At 73.9% G+C, this 21668-nt stretch carries 24 protein-coding genes; 11 read left to right on the top strand and 13 right to left on the bottom strand.

Annotated elements, in window-relative coordinates; genetic code table 11:
• Positions 1-108 precede the first annotated feature (108 nt).
• On the top strand, positions 109-984 hold the full coding sequence (locus tag MET2598_RS0119260) for a bifunctional helix-turn-helix transcriptional regulator/GNAT family N-acetyltransferase (RefSeq protein ID WP_018261995.1): 876 nt from the start codon (positions 109-111) through the stop codon (positions 982-984).
• A gap of 143 nt (positions 985-1127) precedes the next feature.
• Here the strand turns inward: MET2598_RS0119260 and MET2598_RS0119255 are convergent, their stop codons facing one another.
• Positions 1128-2057, bottom strand: a complete 930-nt coding sequence (locus MET2598_RS0119255) for a 50S ribosomal protein L11 methyltransferase (protein ID WP_018261994.1) — start codon at positions 2055-2057, stop codon at positions 1128-1130.
• A gap of 210 nt (positions 2058-2267) precedes the next feature.
• Between MET2598_RS0119255 and MET2598_RS38185 the strand changes: the two genes are divergently transcribed.
• Positions 2268-2444: a hypothetical protein gene (locus MET2598_RS38185; protein ID WP_018261993.1), complete on the top strand. Its 177-nt coding sequence runs from the start codon at positions 2268-2270 to the stop codon at positions 2442-2444.
• Positions 2445-2623: 179 nt separating this feature from the next.
• Positions 2624-3412, top strand: coding sequence for a molybdate ABC transporter substrate-binding protein (gene modA / locus MET2598_RS0119245; RefSeq protein ID WP_018261992.1), 789 nt, complete (start codon positions 2624-2626; stop codon positions 3410-3412).
• A gap of 146 nt (positions 3413-3558) precedes the next feature.
• On the opposite strand, the gene MET2598_RS0119240 is transcribed toward modA, so the two are convergent.
• Complete coding sequence (locus MET2598_RS0119240; RefSeq protein WP_018261991.1) at positions 3559-4581, bottom strand: gamma carbonic anhydrase family protein; 1023 nt, start codon at positions 4579-4581, stop codon at positions 3559-3561.
• Between the two features lie 225 nt (positions 4582-4806).
• Between MET2598_RS0119240 and MET2598_RS0119235 the strand changes: the two genes are divergently transcribed.
• Both MET2598_RS0119235 and MET2598_RS0119230 read left to right on the top strand, forming a co-directional pair.
• On the top strand, positions 4807-5262 hold the full coding sequence (locus tag MET2598_RS0119235; protein WP_018261990.1) for a molybdenum cofactor biosynthesis protein MoaE: 456 nt from the start codon (positions 4807-4809) through the stop codon (positions 5260-5262).
• Between the two features lie 103 nt (positions 5263-5365).
• Positions 5366-6427, top strand: coding sequence for an AI-2E family transporter (locus MET2598_RS0119230; protein ID WP_018261989.1), 1062 nt, complete (start codon positions 5366-5368; stop codon positions 6425-6427).
• A gap of 203 nt (positions 6428-6630) precedes the next feature.
• Here MET2598_RS0119230 and MET2598_RS0119220 read toward each other — a convergent pair whose 3' ends face one another.
• Positions 6631-6912: a hypothetical protein gene (locus tag MET2598_RS0119220; RefSeq protein ID WP_012331652.1), complete on the bottom strand. Its 282-nt coding sequence runs from the start codon at positions 6910-6912 to the stop codon at positions 6631-6633.
• Between the two features lie 136 nt (positions 6913-7048).
• Positions 7049-8389: a dihydroorotase gene (locus MET2598_RS0119215; RefSeq protein WP_018261988.1), complete on the bottom strand. Its 1341-nt coding sequence runs from the start codon at positions 8387-8389 to the stop codon at positions 7049-7051.
• A gap of 107 nt (positions 8390-8496) precedes the next feature.
• Here MET2598_RS0119215 and ygfZ point away from each other — a divergent pair, with 107 nt between their 5' ends.
• Positions 8497-9330: a CAF17-like 4Fe-4S cluster assembly/insertion protein YgfZ gene (gene ygfZ / locus MET2598_RS0119210; protein ID WP_018261987.1), complete on the top strand. Its 834-nt coding sequence runs from the start codon at positions 8497-8499 to the stop codon at positions 9328-9330.
• Positions 9331-9363: 33 nt separating this feature from the next.
• Here ygfZ and MET2598_RS0119205 read toward each other — a convergent pair whose 3' ends face one another.
• The gene (locus tag MET2598_RS0119205; RefSeq protein WP_012331655.1) at positions 9364-9834 is read right to left on the bottom strand and encodes a YbaK/EbsC family protein; all 471 of its coding nucleotides are present in this window, start codon (positions 9832-9834) and stop codon (positions 9364-9366) included.
• A gap of 10 nt (positions 9835-9844) precedes the next feature.
• On the bottom strand, positions 9845-10108 hold the full coding sequence (locus MET2598_RS0119200) for a hypothetical protein (protein ID WP_012331656.1): 264 nt from the start codon (positions 10106-10108) through the stop codon (positions 9845-9847).
• A 406-nt stretch (positions 10109-10514) separates the two neighbouring features.
• On the opposite strand from MET2598_RS0119200, the gene MET2598_RS0119195 reads away from it, so the two are divergent.
• The gene (locus MET2598_RS0119195) at positions 10515-10748 is read left to right on the top strand and encodes a hypothetical protein (RefSeq protein ID WP_012331657.1); all 234 of its coding nucleotides are present in this window, start codon (positions 10515-10517) and stop codon (positions 10746-10748) included.
• 47 nt (positions 10749-10795) lie between these two features.
• Here MET2598_RS0119195 and MET2598_RS0119190 read toward each other — a convergent pair whose 3' ends face one another.
• Positions 10796-11059 carry a hypothetical protein gene (locus MET2598_RS0119190; RefSeq protein ID WP_012331658.1) on the bottom strand — a complete coding sequence of 88 codons (264 nt, stop codon included), beginning with the start codon at positions 11057-11059 and terminating at the stop codon, positions 10796-10798.
• Between the two features lie 334 nt (positions 11060-11393).
• Here MET2598_RS0119190 and fabI point away from each other — a divergent pair, with 334 nt between their 5' ends.
• Positions 11394-12254, top strand: coding sequence for an enoyl-ACP reductase FabI (fabI, locus tag MET2598_RS0119185; RefSeq protein WP_012331659.1), 861 nt, complete (start codon positions 11394-11396; stop codon positions 12252-12254).
• Between the two features lie 173 nt (positions 12255-12427).
• Positions 12428-13633, top strand: coding sequence for a pyrophosphate--fructose-6-phosphate 1-phosphotransferase (locus MET2598_RS0119180; RefSeq protein WP_018261986.1), 1206 nt, complete (start codon positions 12428-12430; stop codon positions 13631-13633).
• A gap of 3 nt (positions 13634-13636) precedes the next feature.
• Here the strand turns inward: MET2598_RS0119180 and glcF are convergent, their stop codons facing one another.
• The gene (glcF, locus tag MET2598_RS0119175) at positions 13637-14980 is read right to left on the bottom strand and encodes a glycolate oxidase subunit GlcF (RefSeq protein ID WP_018261985.1); all 1344 of its coding nucleotides are present in this window, start codon (positions 14978-14980) and stop codon (positions 13637-13639) included.
• A 111-nt stretch (positions 14981-15091) separates the two neighbouring features.
• Between glcF and MET2598_RS0119170 the strand changes: the two genes are divergently transcribed.
• Positions 15092-15697, top strand: a complete 606-nt coding sequence (locus tag MET2598_RS0119170) for an SOUL family heme-binding protein (protein WP_018261984.1) — start codon at positions 15092-15094, stop codon at positions 15695-15697.
• On the opposite strand, the gene MET2598_RS0119165 is transcribed toward MET2598_RS0119170, so the two are convergent.
• The 4 genes from MET2598_RS0119165 to MET2598_RS0119150 form a co-directional block, all read right to left on the bottom strand.
• Positions 15686-16273, bottom strand: a complete 588-nt coding sequence (locus MET2598_RS0119165; RefSeq protein WP_026190819.1) for a hypothetical protein — start codon at positions 16271-16273, stop codon at positions 15686-15688. The two genes, MET2598_RS0119170 and MET2598_RS0119165, sit on opposite strands and share 12 nt — an antisense overlap.
• 2 nt (positions 16274-16275) lie before the next feature.
• Complete coding sequence (locus MET2598_RS0119160; protein WP_018261982.1) at positions 16276-16920, bottom strand: papain-like cysteine protease family protein; 645 nt, start codon at positions 16918-16920, stop codon at positions 16276-16278.
• Positions 16921-17476: 556 nt separating this feature from the next.
• Positions 17477-18667, bottom strand: coding sequence for a glycolate oxidase subunit GlcE (glcE, locus tag MET2598_RS0119155; RefSeq protein WP_018261981.1), 1191 nt, complete (start codon positions 18665-18667; stop codon positions 17477-17479).
• A gap of 192 nt (positions 18668-18859) precedes the next feature.
• Positions 18860-20299, bottom strand: a complete 1440-nt coding sequence (locus MET2598_RS0119150; RefSeq protein ID WP_012331666.1) for a lipopolysaccharide biosynthesis protein — start codon at positions 20297-20299, stop codon at positions 18860-18862.
• A 39-nt stretch (positions 20300-20338) separates the two neighbouring features.
• Here MET2598_RS0119150 and MET2598_RS0119145 point away from each other — a divergent pair, with 39 nt between their 5' ends.
• Positions 20339-21223, top strand: a complete 885-nt coding sequence (locus MET2598_RS0119145; RefSeq protein ID WP_018261980.1) for a DMT family transporter — start codon at positions 20339-20341, stop codon at positions 21221-21223.
• Positions 21224-21232: 9 nt separating this feature from the next.
• On the opposite strand, the gene MET2598_RS0119140 is transcribed toward MET2598_RS0119145, so the two are convergent.
• A complete protein-coding gene (locus MET2598_RS0119140) occupies positions 21233-21628 on the bottom strand; it encodes a CBS domain-containing protein (protein WP_012331668.1) in 396 nt (131 codons plus the stop codon).
• Positions 21629-21668: the final 40 nt, after the last annotated feature.

Below are 21668 nucleotides of genomic sequence, written 5' to 3'. Positions count from 1 at the left end.
GCGACTTGGCGCAAACCGGCGCGATCGGCAATCGCGCATCCGCCGGGAATCGCGCCCGTCCCCCGCCAACCGTTGACGCCGCGGGATATCTGACTAAAGTCAGATATCATGACGACCGACGCCATTGCCCGCTTGCGCCGCTTCAGCCGGGCAGTGACCGCCGAGGTGGGGGCGCTCGACGATTCGTTCCTCGGGCGGGGCCGGCCCCTCGGCGCCGCCCGGGTGCTCAACGCGATTGGGCACGGGCAGACCGATCTCGGCGGCCTGCGGGAGGATCTGCAGCTCGATTCCGGCCTGATGAGCCGGCTGCTGCGCGGCCTGGAGGAGGAGGGGCTGGTCTCCACCTCGCCCCACCCGGCCGATGCGCGCCGCCGGGTCGTCGCCCTGACGCGGGCGGGCCGCCGCGAGTTCGAGGCCTACGAGGCGCTCTCCGACGCGCAGGCCGCCGCCATCCTCGGGCGCGCGCCCGATCCGGAGCCGCTGCTCGCCGCCATGGACCTCATCGCCTCGGTCCTCGGCCGCGACCGGATCCGCATCGAGGAGGCCGACCCGCGCGGCGCGGCGGCGCGCCGCTGCCTGGAGGCCTACTACGCCGAACTCGCCCGCCGCTTCGCGCGGGGCTTCGACGTGGCGCTCTCGCGCGATCCGGACGCGCAGGACATGACCCGCCCGCGCGGCGCCTTCCTGGTCGCGCTGTCGGACGGGCTGCCCCTCGGCTGCGTCGGCCTGAAGGGAAGCGGGGGCGCGCTGGCGGAGATCAAGCGGCTCTGGGTGTCGCCGGCCGCCCGCGGCCTCGGCCTCGGCCGGCGCCTCATGACGGCGGCCGAGGAGGCCGCCCGCGACCTCTCGATCCGCACCCTGCGCCTCGACACCCACAGCGCGCTGCCGGAGGCGCTGGCGCTCTACCGCGGCACCGGCTGGGTCGAGATCGGGCGGTTCAACGACGACCCCTATCCCGATCACTTCTTCGAGAAGAGCCTGTGATCCGAGATCCGACGGATTGCGTCGCCATGCGGATGTCGGCGTCGCTCAAGCGCCGCGCGTGTCATCCGCTGTCCCGAAGTGATCGGCCGGACAGCGGATGAACCGCGGGGGGCGGCCACGGCGGGATCGCTCGGCCGCGCGGGTCAGCGCCGGCCCGCGCGGGGCCGGGGCGCGGCGCCGCCGCGCCGCAATTCCAGGGTGGCCCAGCCCTCGATCATCCGCTGGCGGCGCAGCCGGAAGCCCTGGGCCGCGTAGGCCGCGAGTACGCCCGGAACGTCGCGCGCGATCAGGCCCGAGAGGACCAGGGTGCCCCCGGGCGCCACCACCCGGGTCAGGGAGGGGGCGAGGCGGGTGAGCGGCCGCGCCAGGATGTTGGCGAAGACAAGGTCGAAGCGGCGCGGCAGGTTCGCCCTCGCGTCGCGCACGCCCGGCCCCTCGTAGAGGGTGAGGAAGGGCGTGAGCCCGTTCAGGGCCGCGTTGCTGCGGGCCGTCGCGACCGCCTCCGGGTCGAGGTCGCCCGCCACCACGCGGGCGCGCAGCAGGCGCGCCGCCGCGAGGGCGAGGATGCCCGTCCCGGTGCCCACATCGAGGATGCGGCGCGGCCGGCCGTGCCGGAGCCGGTCGACCAGGGCGAGCAGGCAGCCCAACGTCGTGCCGTGATGGCCGGTGCCGAAGGCGAGCGCCGCCTCGATCTCGATCGCCGCGTCGTTCGGGTGCACCCGCGCGCGGTCGTGCGCGCCGTGCACCAGCACCCGGCCGGCCCGCACGGGCTTGAGCCCCTCCAGGGAGGCCCGCACCCAATCCTGCTGGTCGATCGCCGCGAAGACCGCCCGGTCGGCCGCGTCCCCGACCAGCGGCCGGATCAGCTCGCGCACCGCCTCCTCGTCCGGCTCCTCCGAGAAATAGGCTTCGAGGCGCCACGTGACGCCGTCCTCCGCCTCGAAGGCCGCGACCGCGGTCTCGGTCGGGTCGAAGACCTCCCCGAGGAGGTCGGTCATGGCGCGCGCGCCGCGCTCGCTGGTGTCGAGGCGCAGCACGTGGGTCGGGCGGTGGGGCGGGAGGCCTTCGAGCATGCGCGGGATCTACCACCCGGGGCGCCGCCCCGCCACCGGCCGCCGGTCGCGTGCGCGGCGTCACCGCGCCGCCACGCCGCGCCGGCACAAATGGCGGGAACCGCGGCAGGAACGCCGCGTTCTTGCCGCGCCGGCCGCAGAAGCCGGGCCCGGAAGGACATCGCGATGCGCGTGCGAGTTCGTGATCCCCTTCGTCGCTTTGAGGACCCCGTGTCATCCCCTCCCCCCCGGACGATCCGCCGGGCCGAGCGCCGCGAGCGCCCGCGCCCGCCGCTCACCGGCGAGGAGACCGCGCTGCCAGGGCACCTGCTCGTGCTGCTCAGCCGCCTGCACCGGGCCGAGCTCGCCTCCGCAAGCAGGACGGACCCGGCCGCCGGCTCCTCCTGAGGCGGCCGGCAGGGTCGTCCGCGTCCGCGCTTGGCCGAAGCCGCAGCCGAAGTGGCGCATGGCCGAAGTGGCGCATGGCCGAAGTGGCGCTTGGCCGAAGTGGCGCTTGGCCGAAGTGGCGCTTGGCCGAAGCCCGCAGGTGACCTATGGTGAGGCCGCATCAGCGACGGACGGGATCCATGCGGCTCACTCGGCGGGGCGTCATCCTGGGGCTGGCGGGGCTCGGCCTCGCGTGGGGCGCGCGGGCCGAGGGTCCGCCCGTGCTGGTCTTCGCGGCGGCGAGCCTGAAGAACGCCCTCGACGAGGCGCTGCAATCCTGGTCGCGCCGCACCGGCAAGGCGGCCCGCGCCTCCTACGCCGCCTCGAACACGCTCGCCAAGCAGATCGAGGCGGGCGCGCCCGCCGACCTGTTCTTCACGGCGGATCTCGACTGGATGGATTACGTGGCCGCCCGGAACCTGATCCGGCCGGGGACGCGGGTCGATCTCCTCGGCAACCGCCTCGTCCTCGTCGCCCCCCGGGACTCGACCGTCTCCGTCGCGCTGGCGCCCGGCCTCGACCTGCGGGCCGCGCTCGGCTCAGGGCGGCTGGCGATGGGCCATGTCGAGGCGGTGCCGGCCGGCAAGTACGGCAAGGCGGCACTCACCCATCTGGGCGCCTGGGAGGGCGTGAAGGACCGGGTGGCCCAGGCCGAGAGCGTGCGCGCCGCGCTCCTCCTCGTCTCGCGGGGCGAGGCGCCGCTCGGGATCGTCTACGCCACCGACGCGGTGGCGGATGCGGGGGTGCGGGTGGTGGCGACCTTCCCGGCCGACAGCCACCCGCCCATCGTCTACCCGCTCGCGCAGGTCGCGGCCTCCACCCACCCGGACGCGCCCGCGCTGCTCGCGGACCTGCGCGGGCCCGAGGCGCGGGCCGCCTTCGAGCGGCAGGGCTTCACGCTGCTGGCCTCGCCGGCCGGCCGCTCCTGACCCCTCATCCCAGCGGTCATGTCTCGTGACCGTTGGGTCGGTTCTCGAATGTGCGCCGAGCCATTCTTCTCACCAAGCCCTTGGCGTGGTGCCGAGCAGGCGAGACGGTCGACGGCCCGATGCGTCCGCATCCCGGGCCGTTGCGATCAGGCCTCCGGTGAAAGCGCGATCTGGGCCTTGCGGTAGCGGCGGCCGTAGCCGGCATATTGCTCGACGATGCGGCGCATCATCTCGCGCTTGCCCGCGTCGAGCGGCGCGAGGCGGCGCGCCGGGCGTCCGCCCCAGAGCCAGCCGGGTTCCAGCACTTGGCCCGCCGCGGTAACGGTTCCGGCCGCGACCAGCACGTCCTCGCCCACGACGGTGCCGGGGGCGAGGACGGCCCCGATGCCGACGAGGCTGCGCGGGCCGATCCGCCCGTCCGCCGCCACCACGTTGTGGCCGAGGGTGGTGTCCCGCTCGATCACCAGCCCGGCCCCGAGGGGGCGCAGGACGCTGTTGTCCTGCACGTTCGCGTTCGGGCCGACCGCGATCGGCCCGGCCGCCGCGTCGAGGTCGCAACCGAAGAAGATGCTGGCCCCCGGGGCGAGGTCGACCGGCCCGGCGAGGCGCGCGCTCAGGGCGACGAACACGGCGGGCGCGGGATGGCCCGGGGCCGCCGCCGGCACGGCCGCCGCGGGGCCGGCGCGCAGGCGCGCGGCCCGGGCGGCGGCCTCGCCCGCGGCGAGCCGGCGCAGGGGCGCGGCGGGCGAGCCCGCGTAGAGCAGGCCCGCCGCGAGGGTCGAGCGGGGATAGACGGTGCTGCCGGCCTCGATCACCACCCCGTCCTCGACCACGGAGCCGTCGAGCACGACGCAATCGTCCTCGACCACGCAATCGTCCCCGACCGTGCAGGCATGCACGACGGCGTTGCGCCCGACCGTGACCCGGTCGCCCAGGATGCAGGGGTACTTGTCCTGGGCGATGTGGAGCGTCGCCCGCGGCCCGAGCCAGAGGCCGTCGCCCGCGATGACATCGTGGCCGTCGCCGCGGATCACCGCGGCGTCGCCGAGCCACGCCCCGGCGCCGAGGCTGGTGCGGCCGATCACCGTGCTGCGCCGCCCGCAGCGGGCCGGCGGGGTGGCGAAGGCCGGCTCGGTGCCGTCGTAGGGAAGCAGCAGGTCGGGGCGCACGGGGACACTCGCGTCGGGGCCGGCCCCGCACGGGGCCCCGGGCTTCATGCACCGCGGCCCGGTGCGGGGCCAGCCCCGATCGCGCCGCCGGGCGGGCCGTGCTAAGCATCATGCGCCGAAGGGGTCGCCGGTTCGCCGGCGAACCGAAGCACCGCGTCAGCGAAAATGATGCAAGAACAAGAGCGAAGCAGAGTTGCCCGGCGCAGCTCGGCTTGGGGAGCCCGCATGATCCCGCGCCTGAGCATCCAGTCCGACCCCTTCGACGTCGCGGCCGAGATCGCCGCCCTGTCCGCCGCGACGGACGGCCGGGCGGGGGCGGTCGTCAGCTTCACGGGCCTGTGCCGGGACGAGGGCGGGCGCCTCGCCGCCCTCGAACTGGAGCATTACCCGGGCATGGCGGAGGAGGAGGTCGGGCGGGTGCTCGACGAGGCCGCCCGGCGCTGGCCGCTCGACGGGGTGACGGTGATCCACCGCCACGGGCGGATCCGGCCGGGGGAGGGCATCGTCCTGGTGCTGACGGCCTCGGCACACCGCGAGGCGGCCTTCGCGGCGGCGAGTTTCCTGATGGACTACCTCAAGACCCGGGCGCCGTTCTGGAAGCGCGAGCACCTGCGCGACGGGACGGTGGGGGGCTGGGTCGAGGCCACGGCGCAGGACGAGGCGGCGGCCGGGCGCTGGTAGCGGGGTCCGGCGGGCGGTCCTCCCCGGCGGGACATCGCGGCCGGCCGGCCTATCTTGCCGCGCAGTGAGCGCCCCCTGCGCGGTGCCCGGAGAGGATCGGTTCATGACGGAGGCGGGGGTGCGGCCGCGGCTGCTCGCGGGGATCGGGGTCGTGCTGTTCGCGGCCGGGCTCGGGCTGACGTGGCAGGCGGCGGACACGCTGCTGCTGATCTTCGCCGGCATCCTGTTCGGCGTCTTCCTGGACGGGCTGGCGCGCCTCCTCGGCCAAGTCCTGCCGCTCGGCCACGGCGCGCGCCTCGCGCTCGTGAGCGTGCTCCTCGCCGGCCTCGTCCTCGGCCTCGCCGGGTTCGGGGGCGCGACGGTGGCGGCCCAGGCGGACACGCTCGGCCAGACCCTGAAGCAGCAGACCGAGACGGTTCGCGGCTGGCTCAGGACGCGCGGCATCGACACGCGCGACCTCGACCTCGCGGGCGGGGAGGGGGCCGCGAAGGAGGGGGCCGCCCGCGGCGCCCTGCCGAATCCGAGCGCCCTCCTGTCGGAGGCGGGCCGGATGCTGGGGCAGGCCTCGATGATCGCCGTGCGGGTCTTCGGAGCGATCGGCAACCTGTTCGTGGTGGTGGCCCTCGGGCTGTTCCTGGCGGCCCAGCCGGCCGCCTACCGGGAAGGGATGCTGCGCTTCGTCCCCCGCCGCCACCGCTCCCGCGCCGCCGAGATCCTGGACGCGACCGGGGAGACGCTGCGGCACTGGCTCTTCGGCCAGCTCGCGATCATGGCGGCGATCTTCGTCTGCGTCTGGCTCGGCCTGTCCCTGCTCGGCCTCGACGGGGCGCTGATCCTCGGCCTCCAGGCGGGGCTGCTCTGCTTCATCCCGACGGTCGGCGCGCTCGTGGCCGGGCTGGTGATCGTGCTGGCCGGGCTCGCCCAGGGCCTGAAGGGGGCGCTCGGCGGCCTCGCCATCTACCTGCTGGTCCAGGCGCTGGAGAGCTACGTGCTCACGCCCTTCATCCAGAAGCGCGCCCTCGACATCCCGCCCGCGACGATCTTCGCCGGGCAGATCCTGCTCGGCGTGCTGCTCGGGCTGTGGGGCATCGCCCTCGCCCTGCCGCTGATGGCGGTGGCCAAGGTGCTGCTCGACCGGCTCTACCGGCCCGAGATCGAGGCGTGATCCGGGATCCGCCTGATCGAAGCTGGATCCCGGATCACGAGCCTGCGCGGCGCCTGAGCGCGGCGCCTGAGCGACGCCGACAGCCGCATGGCCGAAATCGGAGATGGCGACGCCATCAACCGGATGGCGTATGCCAAGCCCGCGCGGCGCCTGAGCGAAGCCGACATCCTCATGGCGAAGCAATCAACCGGATGTCCTATGAGTCAGGGCCCGCCGACGAGGCGCAGCACCGGCCGCCCCGAGGGTCTGACGAAGACGACGTCGCAGCCCTGCGCCGATTCCTCGATCACCCGGGCGCGGTAGCCGAACTGCGCGGCCACGTCCCGCACCTGGACCAGGGTCTCGGGGGACACCCGCTGCGTGAAGGCGGTCGCGCCCGCGGCGAGGCGGGCGACGACGAGGCCGATGGTCACGCCCTCGCCGAACTCGGCGCAGCGCCCCGGGAAGCTCAAGCGCACCCCGTCCTCGACCTCGATCTGGCTCATCCTGCGACCATCCTCTCGCCATCAGTCTTAATCGGACGAGCCTAAAGACTTGGTGATGAGCGTGCGCCGCGCCACGGCTCAGCGCAGGACAGCGGCCGGTCGATCGACTTGCGTGTCCATTCCCGGCGCGGGCCCCTCAGGCGCGCGCCGGAAAAGCCTCCTCGAACCGGGCCGCCTCGCCGGAAGCGGGCGTCACCAGGCTGCCCTCCCACATCACGGTCGCGCCGCGCACCAGCGTGCCGACCGGCCAGCCCGTGACCGTCGTGCCGTCGTAGGGCGTCCAGCCGCAGCGGCTGGCGATCCAGGCGTTGCGGATCGTCTCGCAGCGCTTCAGGTCCACCACCGTGACGTCCGCGTCGTAGCCGACCGCGAGGCGGCCCTTGCGGGCGAGCCCGAAGGCGCGCTGCGGCCCCGCGCTCGTCAGGTCGACGAAGCGCGCGAGGCTCAGGCGCCCCGCCGCCACGTGGTCGAGCATGATCGGCACCAGCGTCTGCACCCCGGTCATGCCGGAGGGGGAATCCGGGTAGGGCTTGGCCTTCTCCTCCAGGGTGTGGGGGGCGTGGTCGGAGCCGAGCACGTCCGCGACGCCCTGGGAGAGACCCCACCAGATTCCGTCGCGATGGGCGGCGTCGCGCACCGGCGGGTTCATCTGCACCAGCGTGCCGAGGCGCGGATAGGCCTCCGCGCCGTCCAGGGTGAGGTGGTGGGGCGTCACCTCCACGGTCGCCACGTCCTTGTGCGCGGCGAGGAAGCGCATCTCCTCGGCGGTGGAGATGTGCAGGATGTGGATCCGCGCGCCGGTCTCCCGGGCGATCCGCACCAGGCGCTGCGTCGCCGTGAGCGCCGCCTCGGGCGAGCGCCAGACCGGGTGCGAGGACGGGTCGCCCGGCACGCGCAGGCCCTTGCGGGCGCGCAGCATCGCCTCGTCCTCGGCGTGGAAGGCGGCGCGGCGGCGGATGCGCTTCAGGATCTCGGTGATCCCCGCATCGTCCTCGACCAGGAGCGAGCCCGTCGAGGAGCCGATGAAGACCTTGATCCCCGCCGCTCCCGGCAGCCGCTCCAGCTCCGCCACCTCGGCGGCGTTCTCGTGCGTGCCCCCGACCCAGAAGGCGAAGTCGCAGTGCATGCGGTGATGGGCGCGGCGGAGCTTGTCGGCGAGCGCCTCCGGGCCGGTCGTCTGGGGATTGGTGTTGGGCATCTCGAACACCGTCGTGACGCCTCCCATCACGGCGGCGCGCGAGCCGGTCTCCAGATCCTCCTTGTGGTCGAGCCCGGGCTCGCGGAAATGCACCTGGCTGTCGATCACCCCCGGCAGGAGATGCAGGCCGGTGCAGTCCCGGACCTCGCCGGCCGCCGCGGTGGCGAGGTCGCCGATGGCCGCGACCCGCCCGGCCCGGATGCCGAGATCGCCCGGCCCGACGCCGTCGTGGTTGACGAGCGTGCCGCCGCGCAGGATCAGGTCGAAGCTCTGGGTCATCGCGGCCGTCTCCGGGCTCGAGGCCGATTGAGGGCGGCCCCGAGGCGGCTTATGTCAGCCTCGCCGGAGGTTCAAGCGGGGCCCCGGACGAGAAGGACCGCCTGCCGATGCCGATCGCCCTCCTGCCGGACCGCGCCGTGCTGAGCGTGGCCGGCGACGATGCGCCGGGATTCCTCCAGGGGCTCGTGACCTGCAACGTCGAGACCCTGCCGCTAGGCGAGGCGCGGCTGGGGGCGCTGCTCACCCCCCAGGGCAAGGTCCTGGTCGACTTCCTGATCAGCCGCGCGGCGGAGGGTTTCGCCCTCGACGTCGCGCGGGCGCTGCTGCCGGACCTCACCCGGCGCCTGACCCTGTATCGGCTGCGGGCCAAGGTCGCCTTCGCGGAGGCGCCGCTGCGGGTCCTGGCGGCCTGGGGCGGGCCGCCGGCGGGCGCGTGGCTGCGCGACGGGCGCCTGCCCGCCCTCGGCTGGCGGCGCCATGCCGGGGAGGGCGAGGGCCCGGCCCCGGACGCGACCGCGGAGGATTACGCCGCCCACCGGATCGGGCTCGGCGTGCCGGAGGGGGGCGCCGACTTCGCCCTCGGCGACGCTTTCCCGCACGAGGCGCTGATGGACCAGCTCGGCGGCGTCGATTTCCGCAAGGGCTGCTACGTCGGCCAGGAGGTGGTGTCGCGCATGCAGCATCGCGGCACGGCCCGGACCCGGGTCGTCCCGGTGGCCTATGCGGGCGCCCGGGCGGCGGCGCCCGGCACGGCCGTCACGGCGGGGGCGCGGGCCCTCGGCCAGACCGGCGGCGCCGCGGGCGCGCGGGGCCTCGCGCTCCTGCGCCTCGACCGGCTCGCCGACGCCGTCGCGGCCGGCGAGGCGATCGAGGCGGGCGGGCTGGCACTGCGGGTCGAGCGGCCGGCCTTCGCCAGTTTCGAGGTTCCGGGGGCGGGGTAGGGCGCCGGCCGGTGCGGGGCGCCGCCGCGCGCCTCACCCCTCCACGGGCTGGCACACATCCACCCAGGCGGCGCCGACGAGGTCGGCCATCCGCTCCGGCGGCAGCCGCACGGAGCTGTGGGTGGAGCCGCCGGCCGGGATCACCTCCGCGAAGGCGCGCAGCGACACGTCGCAATAGACCGGCAGCGGCGCCGGCAGGCCGAAGGGGCAGACGCCGCCGACCGGGTGGCTCGTCACCCGCTCGGTCTCCTCGGCGTCGAGCATGCGCGCCCGCCCGCCGAAGGCGTCCTTCATCTTGCGGTTGTCGAGCCGGGCATCGCCCCGGGTCACGACCAGCAGGACGCGCTCGCCCACCCGCAGCGACAGGGTCTTGGCGATCTGCCCGGGCGCGACGCCGTGCGCGTCGGCCGCGAGCGCCACCGTGGCGGAGCTCGCGCGCGTCTCGATGACCGCGAGGTCGGGCGCGCGCGCGGCGAGGAACGCCCGCACGGAGTCGAGGCTCATCGCTGCCGCCTCAATGGTGGCGAGGGGGATTGACCGTGTAGGCGCCGTTGCGGATGCGCTCGGGGAAGCCCTCGGCGAAGCGGGCGGTCGCCTCCTCGCCGTAGGTCTGCACCAGCTCCTGGAAGGCGGCGAAGAGCGCGGCCTGGGCCATGCAATCCCCGTCGATTCCATCGAGGCAGCCCTCGGCGAACGCCTGCGACACGTAGGTCAGGGCGGTGCGCTTGTCCTCCTGGTCGGAGGGCTCCGGGGGAAGGAAGGTCTCGAAATTCGGCATCGGCGGGCGATTCAGCGATTCGGTGCGGCCTCGGGGTCCTCGAGTCATAGGAGCGGGCCGGGGCCCGGGCCAGCGAGGAATTGCGAATGGGTTAACGCGCGCGGCGCAAAGCCGCGCATCGGCGCGGGCGCGACACAGCTGTGGCGTCCGGGCGACAGGGCGGGCCGGGAGGGGCGAGGCCCGCGCAACCCTGGCACGCCGCGCGGCGGCTGGAATTCCGGGCTGCGGCGCGCCATGTAGAAGGTCACCGCCCCGCGCGCCGGCCCGTCGCCCCGCGCCGCCCGGCGCGTCGAGGCCGCGGCAGGCCTGACCGTTCCACATCGCCCAGACCGGACGCGGTGCGTCCGGGACCGCTCGCGGTCCCGCCTCGGTGCGGCCCGCGCGGCACAGCACGAGAGACCCGTCCATGTTGCGTTCCAAGCAGAAGCCGAAACCGCAGGATACCGGTTACGTCCTGTTCGACGTCTATTACGAGGACGGCTCGCGACGCTCCAACCGCCGCGTGCCCCGCTCCGTCCTGAACGGCCTCGACGGCGACGCGCCGGCCAAGCAGGTCATCGAGGAGCAGGACCGCGAGATCGCGGAGAAGTCCGGCCGGCCGCCGCTCGCCATCACCCGGCTGGTGCGCTCGGGCCGCTGAGGCGCCACGCCGGTGCCGGGCCGGAGCGCGGCCCGGTGCGGCGCCCGTCAGGTCTTCGCGCAGGTCTTCGCGTCGGCGGCGAAGACCCAGTCCGACAGCGTGGTCGGCAGGGGGAGGTGGCGCAGGTCGAGCCCGCAGGACGGCGTGTAGGTCTCGCCGTGGATCAGCCGGTCGAGGGCGAGTTCCGCGCTGTCGTAGCAGCCGAGCGGCTCGCGCTCGTAGAACAGCACGACGCGGTCGCGCCCGGCCCAGCGGGTCAGGGCAATTCGGAACTCGCCCTGCGGCGTCTCGCAGAACCAATACCCGCTCATGACGCGCGTTCCTCCACTGGTTTGCTCTTGTTGAGGGACAACGCCGGCGGACACGCCCGGTGCCCGCTCTTGCCGTCATCAATCCTTTATTAACACCTGCGTAGCCTGCGCGGGCGATCGGGGCAATCCGCCTTCCGACGCAGGGGCGCCGGGCGGCCGCCGTCCCCGGCCGGACCGAGGCCGGGCCGGTCGCCGCCCCCGGCCGGACTGAGGCCGGGCCGGTCGCACGGACTTCCGTCGCCCGCGGGCGTCGGCTAAGGATGCCGAGCGAAGGCTTCGGCCTCGCGCTTCACGGCCCCGCGGGCCGTCCCGCGGCAGCAGGCGTTGGTGAACCATGGCGGATTCGAACCGGGCTGAGGTCCAGGATGACGAGCAGGCCGCGAGCCCGAAGGCCGGGCTGCTCGCCGGCAAGCGGGGCCTCGTGCTCGGGGTGGCGAACAACCGCTCGATCGCCTGGGGCATCGCGCGCAGCGCCCGCCTGCACGGGGCGGACCTCGCCTTCACGTACCAGGGCGAGGCGCTCAAGAAGCGGGTCGAGCCGCTCGCCAAGGAACTCGACGCGGCGGTGGTCGGCCATTGCGACGTCACCGATCCGGGCTCGATCGACGCGGTCTTCGACGCCGCCGGCCGCCACTTCGGCGGCAGCCTCGACTTCGTCGTGCACTGCATCGCCTTCTCGGACAAGGACGAGCTGACCGGCCGCTACGTCGACACCAGCGAGGCGAACTTCTCCAAGTCGCTCCTGATCTCCTGCTACTCGTTCACGGCGATCGCGCAGCGGGCCGAGAAGCTGATGCCGCAGGGCGGCTCGCTCCTGACCCTGACCTATTACGGCGCCGAGAAGTGGATGCCCCACTACAACGTGATGGGCGTCGCCAAGGCGGCGCTCGAAGCCTCGGTGCGCTACCTCGCGGCCGATCTCGGCCCCTCGAAGATCCGCGTGAACGCGATCTCGGCCGGGCCGATCAAGACGCTGGCCGCCTCCGGGATCGGCGACTTCCGCTACATCCTGAAGTGGAACGAGTACAACGCGCCCCTGCGCCGGACCGTGACGATCGACGAGGTCGGCGAGACCGCCGCCTACCTCGTCTCCGACATGTCCCGCGGCATGACCGGCGAGATCCTGCACGTCGATGCGGGCTACCACGTCGTCGGGATGAAGAATCCCGAGGCCCCGGACATGAGCAAGGAGTGACGCGGGCGGTGCTTTCGGGGCTTGGCGCGCGCCGCCCCTGAGGCCAGTATCGCGGCCCTGGGCATCACGCGCCGACGCGGCCAGCGGTCGGCGGGAATGATGCGCAACGAGGTCGCCGAGCAGGATGGCCCCGCGCGATCCTGCTCCGGCGGCACCCGACGCGGAGCCGCGCCATGACCGTTCCCAAGGTCGCCATGCTCACCGCGGGGGGACTCGCGCCCTGCCTCTCGGCGGCGGTCGGCGGGCTGATCGCCCGCTACACCGACCTCGCCCCCGAGATCGAGATCATCGGCTACCGCAGCGGCTATTACGGCCTCCTCAAGGGTGAGGTGCTGGAGGTCACGCCCGCCGTGCGGGACCGGGCCCGCACGCTGCTGCGCCACGGCGGCTCGCCCCTCGGCAACAGCCGCGTCAAGCTCACCAACGTCAAGGATTGCGTGAAGCGCGGCCTCGTGCGCGAGGGCGAGGACCCGCTCAAGGCGGCGGCCGAGCGGCTCGCCCGCGACGGCGTCACCATCCTGCACACGATCGGCGGCGACGACACCAACACCACCGCGGCCGACCTCGCCGCCTACCTGGAGCGGAACGGCTACCGGCTCACGGTGGTCGGGCTGCCCAAGACCATCGACAACGACGTGGTGCCGATCCGCCAGTCCCTCGGCGCCTGGACGGCCGCCGAGCAGGGCGCGGTCTTCTTCGAGAACGTCGTCAACGAGCAGAGCGCCAACCCGCGCATGCTCCTCGTCCACGAGGTGATGGGCCGCAATTGCGGCTGGCTCGCCGCCGCCACCGCCCGGGCCTATCGGGCGCGCCTCGCGCGCCAGATCTTGCTGCCGGACTTCAACCTCGGCCCCGCCCACAAGGACATCGACGCGGTCTACCTGCCCGAGACGCCGATCGACCTCGACGCCGAGGCGGAGCGCCTGCGCGCGCGCCTCGCCCGGAAGGATTGCGCGACGCTCTTCGTCAGCGAGGGCGCCTGCCTCGACGCGATCGTGGCCGAGATCGAGGGGCGCGGCGAGGTCCTCGGCCGCGACGCCTTCGGGCACGTCAAGATCGACACGGTGAATGTCGGCCAGTGGTTCGCCGATCGCTTCGGCCCCCGCCTCGGGGTCGAGAAGACGCTGGTCCAGAAATCCGGCCACTTCGCCCGCTCGGCCGCGCCCAACGCCGACGACCTCAACCTGATCCAGGGCATGGTCGACCTCGCGGTCGAGAGCGCGCTCGCGGGCGTGTCCGGGGTGATCGGCCACGACGAGGAGCACGAGGGGCGCCTGCGGGCGATCGAGTTCCCGCGCATCCGGGGGGGCAAGGCCTTCGACCCCGCCACCCCCTGGTTCACCGACCTCCTCGCCGCGATCGGCCAGCCGCGCGGCTGAGCCCTACTCCGCCGCCGCGGGGAGGGGCGCCCGGTCGGGCAGCCCGTCGAGGGCGGCCGGGCGCGGGCCGCCGGTCGCCCAGTCGAGCAGTTCCACCGTGTGGACGATCGGGATGGCGGTGCCCTTCCCGATCTGGGTGGCGCAGCCGATATTGCCGGTCGCGATCAGGTCCGGCGCCACCCGCTCGATGTTGGCGACCTTGCGGGCGCGCAGGGCGCCGGCGAGTTCGGGTTGCAGAAGGTTGTAGGTGCCGGCCGAGCCGCAGCAGATGTGGCCCTCCGGCACGTCCTTCACGGTGAAGCCCGCCCGCTTGAGCAGGGCCTTCGGCTCGGTGCGGATGCCCTGGCCGTGCTGCATCGAGCAGGCCGAGTGGTAGGCCACGACGAGGTCGGTCTCGACCGACGGCTCCCGCAGCCCGATCGCGGCGACGTACTCGGTGACGTCCTTGGCCAGGGCGGAGACGCGCCGCGCCTTCTCGGCATAGGCCGGGTCGTCCCGGAACATGAAGCCGTAATCCTTGATCGTCGTGCCGCAGCCCGAGGTGGTGACCACGATCGCGTCGAGGCCCGGCCCGTCCATCTCGGCGATCCAGGCGTCGATCGTGCGCCGGGCGAGCGCGTGGGAGGAATCCTCCCGGCCCATGTGGTGGGTGAGCGCCCCGCAGCAGCCCTCGCCCTTCGCCTGCACCACCTCGATCCCGTGGCGGTTGAGGAGCCGGATCGCCGCCTCGTTGAAGTCCGGCCGCAGCACCGACTGGGCGCAGCCGCGCAGGAGCGCGACCCGGCCCCGGCGCGGTCCCGCCGGCGGGAACAGGCCCGGCCGGTCGCCCGCGCCCCGGCCCGGCAGCGCGGCGGGCGCGAGGTCGAGCATGGCGGAGAGCCGGCTGCCCACCCGCGGCAGCCCGGCGACCAGGCGCCGGAAGGGCTTGCCCAGGGTGGCGGCGAGAAGGGCGAGGCGGAAGCGGTGCGGATAGGGCAGCAAAGCGGCCAGCAGGGCGCGCAGCCAGCGGTCGGCCGCCGGGCGGGCGTAGGTCCGCTCGATGTAGGACCGGGCGTGGTCGACGAGGTGCATGTAATGCACGCCGGACGGGCAGGTGGTCATGCAGGACAGGCAGGAGAGGCAGCGGTCGACGTGCTTGACCACTTCGGGCGGCGCCGGCTTGCCGCCCTCCAGCATGTCCTTGATCAGGTAGATCCGCCCGCGCGGCGAGTCGAGCTCGTCGCCGAGGAGCAGGTAGGTCGGGCAGGTGGCGGTGCAGAATCCGCAATGCACGCAGGTGCGCAGGATTTTCTCCGAGGCCGCCATGGCCGGATCGGCGAGCTGCGCGGGGGTGAAGTTCGTCTGCACGACGGTTCCTCGATCACGTTTTGTCGGGGCGGCTTCTCAGGGGCCTGCCGTGTTCTAGACCAATTCCACGGCGCGTGGGGCGCCGTCGTCGCCGCATCCGGAGCCGGAGCGATGCAGACATTCTTCTATTACCTCGCCACGCTCGTCGAATCCGCCCTCTCGCTGGTGGGGATCCGGGCGGCCTACGAGGCACCGGCCTACGCCCTGGTGCGCCGCCTCGACGGGGAGGTCGAGATCCGGGATTACGCGCCGCGGACGGTGATCGAGACCGGAACGCGCGGGCCGGGCGATGCCGAGGCCTTCCGGCGCCTGTTCCGCACGATCACCGGGGGCAATCGCGGCGCGCGGCTGATCGCCATGACGGTGCCGGTGGAGCAGGCCGAGCGGCCCGCCGCGCCGGCTTCCCCCGGGACGGCGGGGGAGGGGTCGATGCGCTTCGTCCTGCCGCGCAAGGTGGTCGCGGCGGGCGCGCCGGAGCCGACCGACCCGCAGGTGCGGCTCGTGCACCTGCCCCCGCAGCGGCTGGCGGTGCTGCGCTTCTCGGGGGCCGCGGACGCGCGCACGCGCCGCGTCCGGGAGGAGGCGCTGCTGCGCAGCCTCGCGGCGGCCGGGCTCGCGCCGCGCGGCGCGCCCGTGCTCCTGTCCTACGATCCGCCGATGACGCCCCCGTTCCTGCGCCGGAACGAGGTGGCGGTGGAGGTGGCCTCAGCCTCCTGATTCGGCGGCCGGACGCGGCGCCATCCCGGTGAGCGCGTCCCGCATGGACTTGGCCCGAGCGTCCAGCCTCCGGACAAAGTCGTCGTCCACCTCGACGTCGCCGCCCCGCAGGCGCTTGATGTCGAGGTAGGGAATGAAGATGTCGGGCTTGCCGGACAGCCAGATCGCCGAGACGTGCAAGGCCGGCACGTCGAGGATCCGGATCTCGTAGGGGGTGGGCTTTCCGTCCGCGATCGTTGCGGCGAGGGCCGCGGCGTCCATGAGGCGCCGCGCCGCGTCGCCCCGCGAGAGACTGGCGAACCGTGCCTCGTCCCCAGCCCTTTGGCCGAGATCGGCCACCGCCGCGGAGCCGCTGCCCGCTTCGAGGAGGTAGCGCCAGCCCACGGGCTCGGCGCCCGACACGCCCTCGGCGCTGACCTGGTCGAGCCCCAGGCGGTAGAGCGGGATCGGCTCCGACAGGTTGAGGGCGGCCCCGCCGGCCGCGCCGGCGCCGGCGCCCGCGCTCCAGAGGTCGCGCACCGCGCGGGCGACGATCGCTCGGCCGTGCTCCGGGGCCGGCTTCAGGATCAGGCTCATGGTCATGCTCCCAGGAGATCCGGATCGTCCGCGCCCGCCTGCGCCACCGCGGCGCCCCCGCTGGCGGTCGGGGCCGTGAGATAGGAATGCGTCCAGTCGCCTCCCGATCGGTACAGGGACGGAAACTCATCGTAGGCCACCTGAGTCTCCATCCAAATCGGGTCCGCGATGTCGAGATAGGTCCGGCCGTCCTGCGTGAGATATCCGATCACGGCGACGAAGTGGCCGCCCCCACCATACCACCCGATCCGACAGCCGACGACCGAGCCCGCGTCGATCCGCGCCTGCACCTGGGCGAAGGTCAGAGGCTGGGCGGTGGTGTCCTCCAGGTGACCGACGATCTTCAGGACACGATCCAGGTACCAGGGCTTGTCGCACTTGGTCGTGTCGCTCCCTCCGTCGGCGCAGCAATCCTGACGACCGAGGGCGGTGCAGGCGAGTGCGCATTGCGTCCGCCTGCGAGCGCCGGCGTAGAAGTGCTCGATGCTGACGCCGACTGCGGCCCAGCACCAATTGTCCTGCTCCTGCTGCTCGATTCCGAAGCTCAGCCTGCGTCGAAGGGGCGGAGCGGACCCTCCCAGGGCCGACACGGCTGCGGGGGCGTGGCCCTGGATCGGCCGCGGTGACAGGAATTGCGGAATAGGCATTCAGCCCTCACTGAATGTCGGCCGGACTTTATGACGGCCGCGTCGGATCGTCCGGCACCGATTCCGCATGAATCTGCATCGGAGTCGGACCCTCGTCCAGGGGCAACATTTTGGAAGTCGGCGCTCCGGCACCCGCGAGAACGCTGCTGAAGCGAGCGAGTACGGGAGCATGTGCAGCCGGAGCAATCGCGCTCGCGTTTCTCATCTGCTGGCGTAAGAAATCATCGCTCAAAGATTCTCTGGATCCAGGTCGAGTCAGGCAATCGAACCGTTAAATTGTTGACCCTGGCGACGGCAGGTCGCGGCATGTGCGCGCGAGGTCAGGGAAAGGCGCGGCGCTCGCCGGGGTCGAGATCTGTTCCGCGCGTGCCGCACAGGCCTCTTATACGACATCCGACGGGTTGCGTCGCCATGCGGATGCCGGCTTCGCTCACGCGCCGCGCGGGCTTGGCATACCCAATCCGCTTGATCCCTTCGGGATGACGGATTTGGGCTTCGCTCCAGTGCCGCGCGGGCTTGTCATCCGCTGTCCGGACGTGATCGTCCGGACAGCGGATCACACCCCCGGATACATGCGGCCCGGGTTGAACAATCCGGCCGGATCGTGGGCCGCCTTGATCCCGGCCGTGAGGCGCATCAGCGGCTCCGCCAGCGGCTCGAAGACTGGCACGGCGGCGCGCACCGCCTCGGGGGCCCGCACCAGGGTGGCGTGGCCGCCGACCTGCGCCACCGCCGCCCGCAGCGCCGCCGCGCCCGCATCGCTCTCGGGGCTCGTGCGCAGCCAGATCAGGCCGCCCCCCCAGTCGTAGAACCACGCCGCCGCGCGCTCCCGGGCAATGGCGGCGGTCACGAGCGGGCCCCGCGTCGGCGCCGTCGAGATGCGCCAGACCACCCCCTCGCCGGCCGAGGCCGCGAAGGGCGTCGCGTCGCGCACCGAGGCCCAGAGCGAGGCCGCCTCCTCGCCCTCGATCACGGCCGGGGTGCCGAAGCGGCGCAGCAGCCGGCGCAGCTCGCCGAGCCGGTAATCGATCGAGGCGGAGAACCCCTCGATGCGCAGGAAGCTGCGCGCCTCGCCGCCGTCGATCCCGGCGGGCCAGTGCGCCGCCCCGGTGATCTCGAAGGGCGAGCCGAGGGCGAGGCTCAGCGCCTCGACCGCCCGGGCATCGTCGAGGCCGGGGAACACCAGGGTCGCGGCGCGCTCGGGCACCGGCAGGACCTTGAAGGTCACCTCGGTCAGGAAGCCGAGGGTGCCCCAGGAGCCGGCCATCAGCTTGACGAGGTCGAGGCCGGTGACGTTCTTCATCACGCGCCCCCCCGACTTCACCACCTCGCCGCGCCCGTTGACGAAGCGCACGCCGATCAGGCTGTCGCGGGCCGCCCCGGCCATGATCCGCCGCGGCCCCGAGATGTTGCCGGCCGCCACCGCCCCGATGGTCGGCTCGCCCGAGGAGCCGAGGAGCGGGCGGTGGTCCATCGGCTCGAAGGGCAGCATCTGGCGCCCGGCGGCGAGCCGCGCCTCCACCTCGGCCAGGGGGGTGCCGGCCAGCGCCCGGATCACGAGCTCGGCCGGCTCGTAGAGCGTGATGCCGGTGAGGGAGCGGGCCGACAGGGTCGCCTCGTCCTGGGCCGGGCGCCCGATCCCCGCGCGGGTGCCGCCGCCGACGAGCCGCAGCCGCTCCCGCCGCTGGGCCGCGGCCGCCACCATCTCCGCCGCCTCCGCCTCGGTCCGGGGCTGGTACACGCTCATGGCCGTTTCTTCCCTCCCGGCCGGATCGGCCGGATCGGCGAGGAATGCGGCGAAGCACCGGCCGGCGCAAGCCGTCGCCGGCGCGGCGCAGCGCGCCGTCCCGAAGCGTCATTCGCCGAAGCGGTCACCGGTTTGGCGGCAAGAATGATGCGAAAACAAGAGTCTAAGCAGAATTGCGGCATGCAATCCTGCTTAGGCGGCCGGAACCGCGCGGCGCAGGCGCGGCGCCACCGCCGCGCGCAGGCCCGCGATGTCGAAGATCCAGACCGCGGCGCCGTAGACCGCCGCGCCCGCCGCCACGCTCGCCCCGAGCGCCGGCCAGGGGCCGAGGCCCCGCAGGGGCAGCACCGCCGCCACCATCAGGCCGGTCGCCGCCAGGGAAGCGGCGAGGTCGCGCAGCGGCAGGCGCAGGCGCCGCGGCCCGGTAAGGCCGCGCAGGGCCAGGAACAGGCAGGCCGCCATCAGGCCGAGGGACTGCGCCGCCGCGATGCCCGAGGCGCCGAAGGCGCGCGCGAGCGCGAGCCCGCCGAGCCCGTTCACCCCGGCCCCGATCAGGGCCGCGACGATCACCGGCCGCGTGCGGCGGCGGATCTGGAAGATCGGATTCAGGGCGAAGTTCATCAGCGCCCCGGCGAACAGGCCGGGCAGCAGGAGCAGCGTGTAATGGGCGAAATGCCCGCGGAACGCCTCCGGCACCACGATCGCCTCGACCGCCGGGGCGACGAGCCAGAACCCCGCCGCGCAGGGCAGCAGCAGCGCCACCACCACGGCGCCGTTGCGCGCCACCTGCGCCTCGCCGGCCGCCGCGCCGTGATGCTCCTCGGCCTGCACGGCGAGCTGGAACAGCAGCAGATCGAGCGCGGCGCCGAGCGTGCTGAAGATCCGCCCGCCGATATCGGCCGCCAGGGAGAAGTAGCCCGACTCGGAGAAGCCCGCCAGGGCCGCCACCGCCGCCCGGTTGGCGAAGGGCATCAGGTGGTAGACCGCGTTCGCGGCGATCAGCGGCAGCCCGTAGGCCGCGAACACCCGCAACGTCGCGTGCCGGCGCGCCCGGTCCGGCGCGTGCGGCGGGTCGGCGAGGGCGCGCCGCACGGCCAGCACCGCGAGGAACTGGCTGAGGCCGCCCGCCACCATCACGAGGGGCGGGAACGGCAGGAGCCAAGCGGTCGCGGTCATCAGCGCCAGGGCGAGGGCGTTCTTGGCCAGGACCAGCCGGAAGTAGAGCCCGCCCTCGAACCGCGCCCGGGTGAGCGCCGCGGCCGCGTCGAAGAGGCCGATCCCGACCGCGGCGGCGGCCGCGGCCGCCGCGAGCCGCGTCTCGTCGTGCCAGCGCGCGGCGAGTTCGCCCCCCGCCAGGACGAGGAGCGCCGCGCCCGCGAGCCCGACCGCCACCGCCGCGTAGGCGCGGTTCAGCATGGCGCGGATCCAGGGCTCGTCCCGGCGGACCCGGTCGGAGTAGAAGCGCGTCGCCGAGAGGCGCAGCCACTCGAACAGGAGCGTGTTGAGCAGCACGGCCCCGGCCGTCCCGAGGGCGAAGCGGCCGAAATCCGCCGGCCCGAGGAACTGCGCGATCAGCAGCCCCAGCGCGAAGTTGAGGGCGGCGTTGATCACGAAGGCTGCGATGACCGCCATGTCGGGCTGCTTGCGTGGGGACCGGGACGAGAGGTGTACGTGGTCGCGGCGAAGATGTCCTTAAGCGCGGCGGCCGGGCCCGGGCGCGCGATGCTGCTCGCCGTGACCGGCATCGGCCTCCTGTCGCTGATGGACGCGATGATCAAGGGGCTGGCGGCGCGCTACGCCGTGCCGGAGATCGCGTTCCTGCGCTACCTTTCCGGGTCGGTCCTGATCCTGGCGCTGCTGGCGTGGCGGCGGCCGGGCTGGCCCTCCGCGGCGACGTGGCGCGCGAACGGCCTGCGCGCGGTGCTGGCGGCCGCGACCGCGCTCACCTTCTTCACCGGGCTCGCCCGCCTGCCCCTCGCCGAGGCGCTGGCCCTCTCCTTCCTCAGCCCGATCTTCATCGCGCTCTTCGCCGGCCTGCTGCTGCGGGAGATGGTGCGGCCGCGCGTCTGGGCGGCCCTGCTGCTCGGCCTCGCCGGGGTGCTGGTCGTGGCGGGCGGGCAGCTCGGCGGCGGCGCGGCGGGGGAGGGGCACCTCCTCGGCATCGCCGCCGTGCTCGCCTCGGCGCTGACCTACGCGCTCTCGATGGTGCTGCTGCGCGCCCGCGCCGCGCGGGATTCCGTCGCGGTGATCGTGGCGATCCAGCATGTCGGGCCGGCCGCGCTGCTGGCGGCGCCCGCCGCCTCCACCTGGGTGCCGGTGGCCGCGTCGGACTGGCCGGCCTTCGCGCTGGTCGGCGCGCTCGGGGTGGCGGGCCACCTCGTGCTCAGCCGCGCCTATGCGGGGGCGGAGGCCGCCCGGCTCGCGGTCGCCGAGTACTCGGCGCTGATCTGGGCCGTCGGCCTCGGCTATCTCGCCTTCGGCGAGGTGCCGGGGCTCGCCACCGCGGCGGGATCCGGCCTGATCCTGGCGGGCTCGGCCCTGGCGGCGCGGCGCTGACCCGACCGGTCAGGCGAGCGCCTCGGCCCCGGCCTCGGCCGGGATGTCGCGCAGCGAGATCATGCCGACCACCGCCTCGTCCCGCATCACCGGCAGGTGGCGGATGCCCCTCTCGGCCATGAGCCGGTGCGCCTCGGCGAGGGGCGCCTGCGCGGCGATGGTCAGGGGCTCGCGGGTCATCACCTCGCGCACCAGGGTCAGCATCGGGTCGCGGTGGCCCGCGATCACCCGCCGGGCGATGTCGCGCTCGCTGATGATGCCGATGAGCCGGCCCTCGTCCAGCACCGCGAGCGCGCCGACGTTGAGCGCCCGCATCCGGTGGCAGACGCTCGCGATCGTGAAGCTCCCGGTCACCGCGTGGAGGGGGTGGCCGGCGATCACGTCGCCGACGGTGGGGACGGTCATGCTGCGCTCCGCTGGCGGGCCGCCGCATGTCTGGAGGGCG

The sequence above is a fragment of the Methylobacterium sp. WSM2598 genome, from assembly GCF_000379105.1.
Lineage (GTDB): Bacteria > Pseudomonadota > Alphaproteobacteria > Rhizobiales > Beijerinckiaceae > Methylobacterium.
Note: the sequence above shows the minus strand (reverse complement) of the source record. Positions and strands in the feature narration are given on the sequence as shown.

Coding starts and splice junctions, on each gene's coding strand:
- MET2598_RS0119260 (WP_018261995.1), top strand. CDS start 109: ATGACGACCGACGCCATTGCCCGCTTGCGCCGCTTCAGCCGGGCAGTG.
- MET2598_RS0119255 (WP_018261994.1), bottom strand. CDS start 2,057: ATGCTCGAAGGCCTCCCGCCCCACCGCCCGACCCACGTGCTGCGCCTC.
- modA (WP_018261992.1), top strand. CDS start 2,624: ATGCGGCTCACTCGGCGGGGCGTCATCCTGGGGCTGGCGGGGCTCGGC.
- MET2598_RS0119235 (WP_018261990.1), top strand. CDS start 4,807: ATGATCCCGCGCCTGAGCATCCAGTCCGACCCCTTCGACGTCGCGGCC.
- MET2598_RS0119230 (WP_018261989.1), top strand. CDS start 5,366: ATGACGGAGGCGGGGGTGCGGCCGCGGCTGCTCGCGGGGATCGGGGTC.
- MET2598_RS0119220 (WP_012331652.1), bottom strand. CDS start 6,912: ATGAGCCAGATCGAGGTCGAGGACGGGGTGCGCTTGAGCTTCCCGGGG.
- MET2598_RS0119215 (WP_018261988.1), bottom strand. CDS start 8,389: ATGACCCAGAGCTTCGACCTGATCCTGCGCGGCGGCACGCTCGTCAAC.
- ygfZ (WP_018261987.1), top strand. CDS start 8,497: ATGCCGATCGCCCTCCTGCCGGACCGCGCCGTGCTGAGCGTGGCCGGC.
- MET2598_RS0119205 (WP_012331655.1), bottom strand. CDS start 9,834: ATGAGCCTCGACTCCGTGCGGGCGTTCCTCGCCGCGCGCGCGCCCGAC.
- MET2598_RS0119200 (WP_012331656.1), bottom strand. CDS start 10,108: ATGCCGAATTTCGAGACCTTCCTTCCCCCGGAGCCCTCCGACCAGGAG.
- MET2598_RS0119195 (WP_012331657.1), top strand. CDS start 10,515: ATGTTGCGTTCCAAGCAGAAGCCGAAACCGCAGGATACCGGTTACGTC.
- MET2598_RS0119190 (WP_012331658.1), bottom strand. CDS start 11,059: ATGAGCGGGTATTGGTTCTGCGAGACGCCGCAGGGCGAGTTCCGAATT.
- fabI (WP_012331659.1), top strand. CDS start 11,394: ATGGCGGATTCGAACCGGGCTGAGGTCCAGGATGACGAGCAGGCCGCG.
- MET2598_RS0119180 (WP_018261986.1), top strand. CDS start 12,428: ATGACCGTTCCCAAGGTCGCCATGCTCACCGCGGGGGGACTCGCGCCC.
- MET2598_RS0119170 (WP_018261984.1), top strand. CDS start 15,092: ATGCAGACATTCTTCTATTACCTCGCCACGCTCGTCGAATCCGCCCTC.
- MET2598_RS0119165 (WP_026190819.1), bottom strand. CDS start 16,273: ATGAGCCTGATCCTGAAGCCGGCCCCGGAGCACGGCCGAGCGATCGTC.
- MET2598_RS0119160 (WP_018261982.1), bottom strand. CDS start 16,920: ATGCCTATTCCGCAATTCCTGTCACCGCGGCCGATCCAGGGCCACGCC.
- glcE (WP_018261981.1), bottom strand. CDS start 18,667: ATGAGCGTGTACCAGCCCCGGACCGAGGCGGAGGCGGCGGAGATGGTG.
- MET2598_RS0119150 (WP_012331666.1), bottom strand. CDS start 20,299: ATGGCGGTCATCGCAGCCTTCGTGATCAACGCCGCCCTCAACTTCGCG.
- MET2598_RS0119140 (WP_012331668.1), bottom strand. CDS start 21,628: ATGACCGTCCCCACCGTCGGCGACGTGATCGCCGGCCACCCCCTCCAC.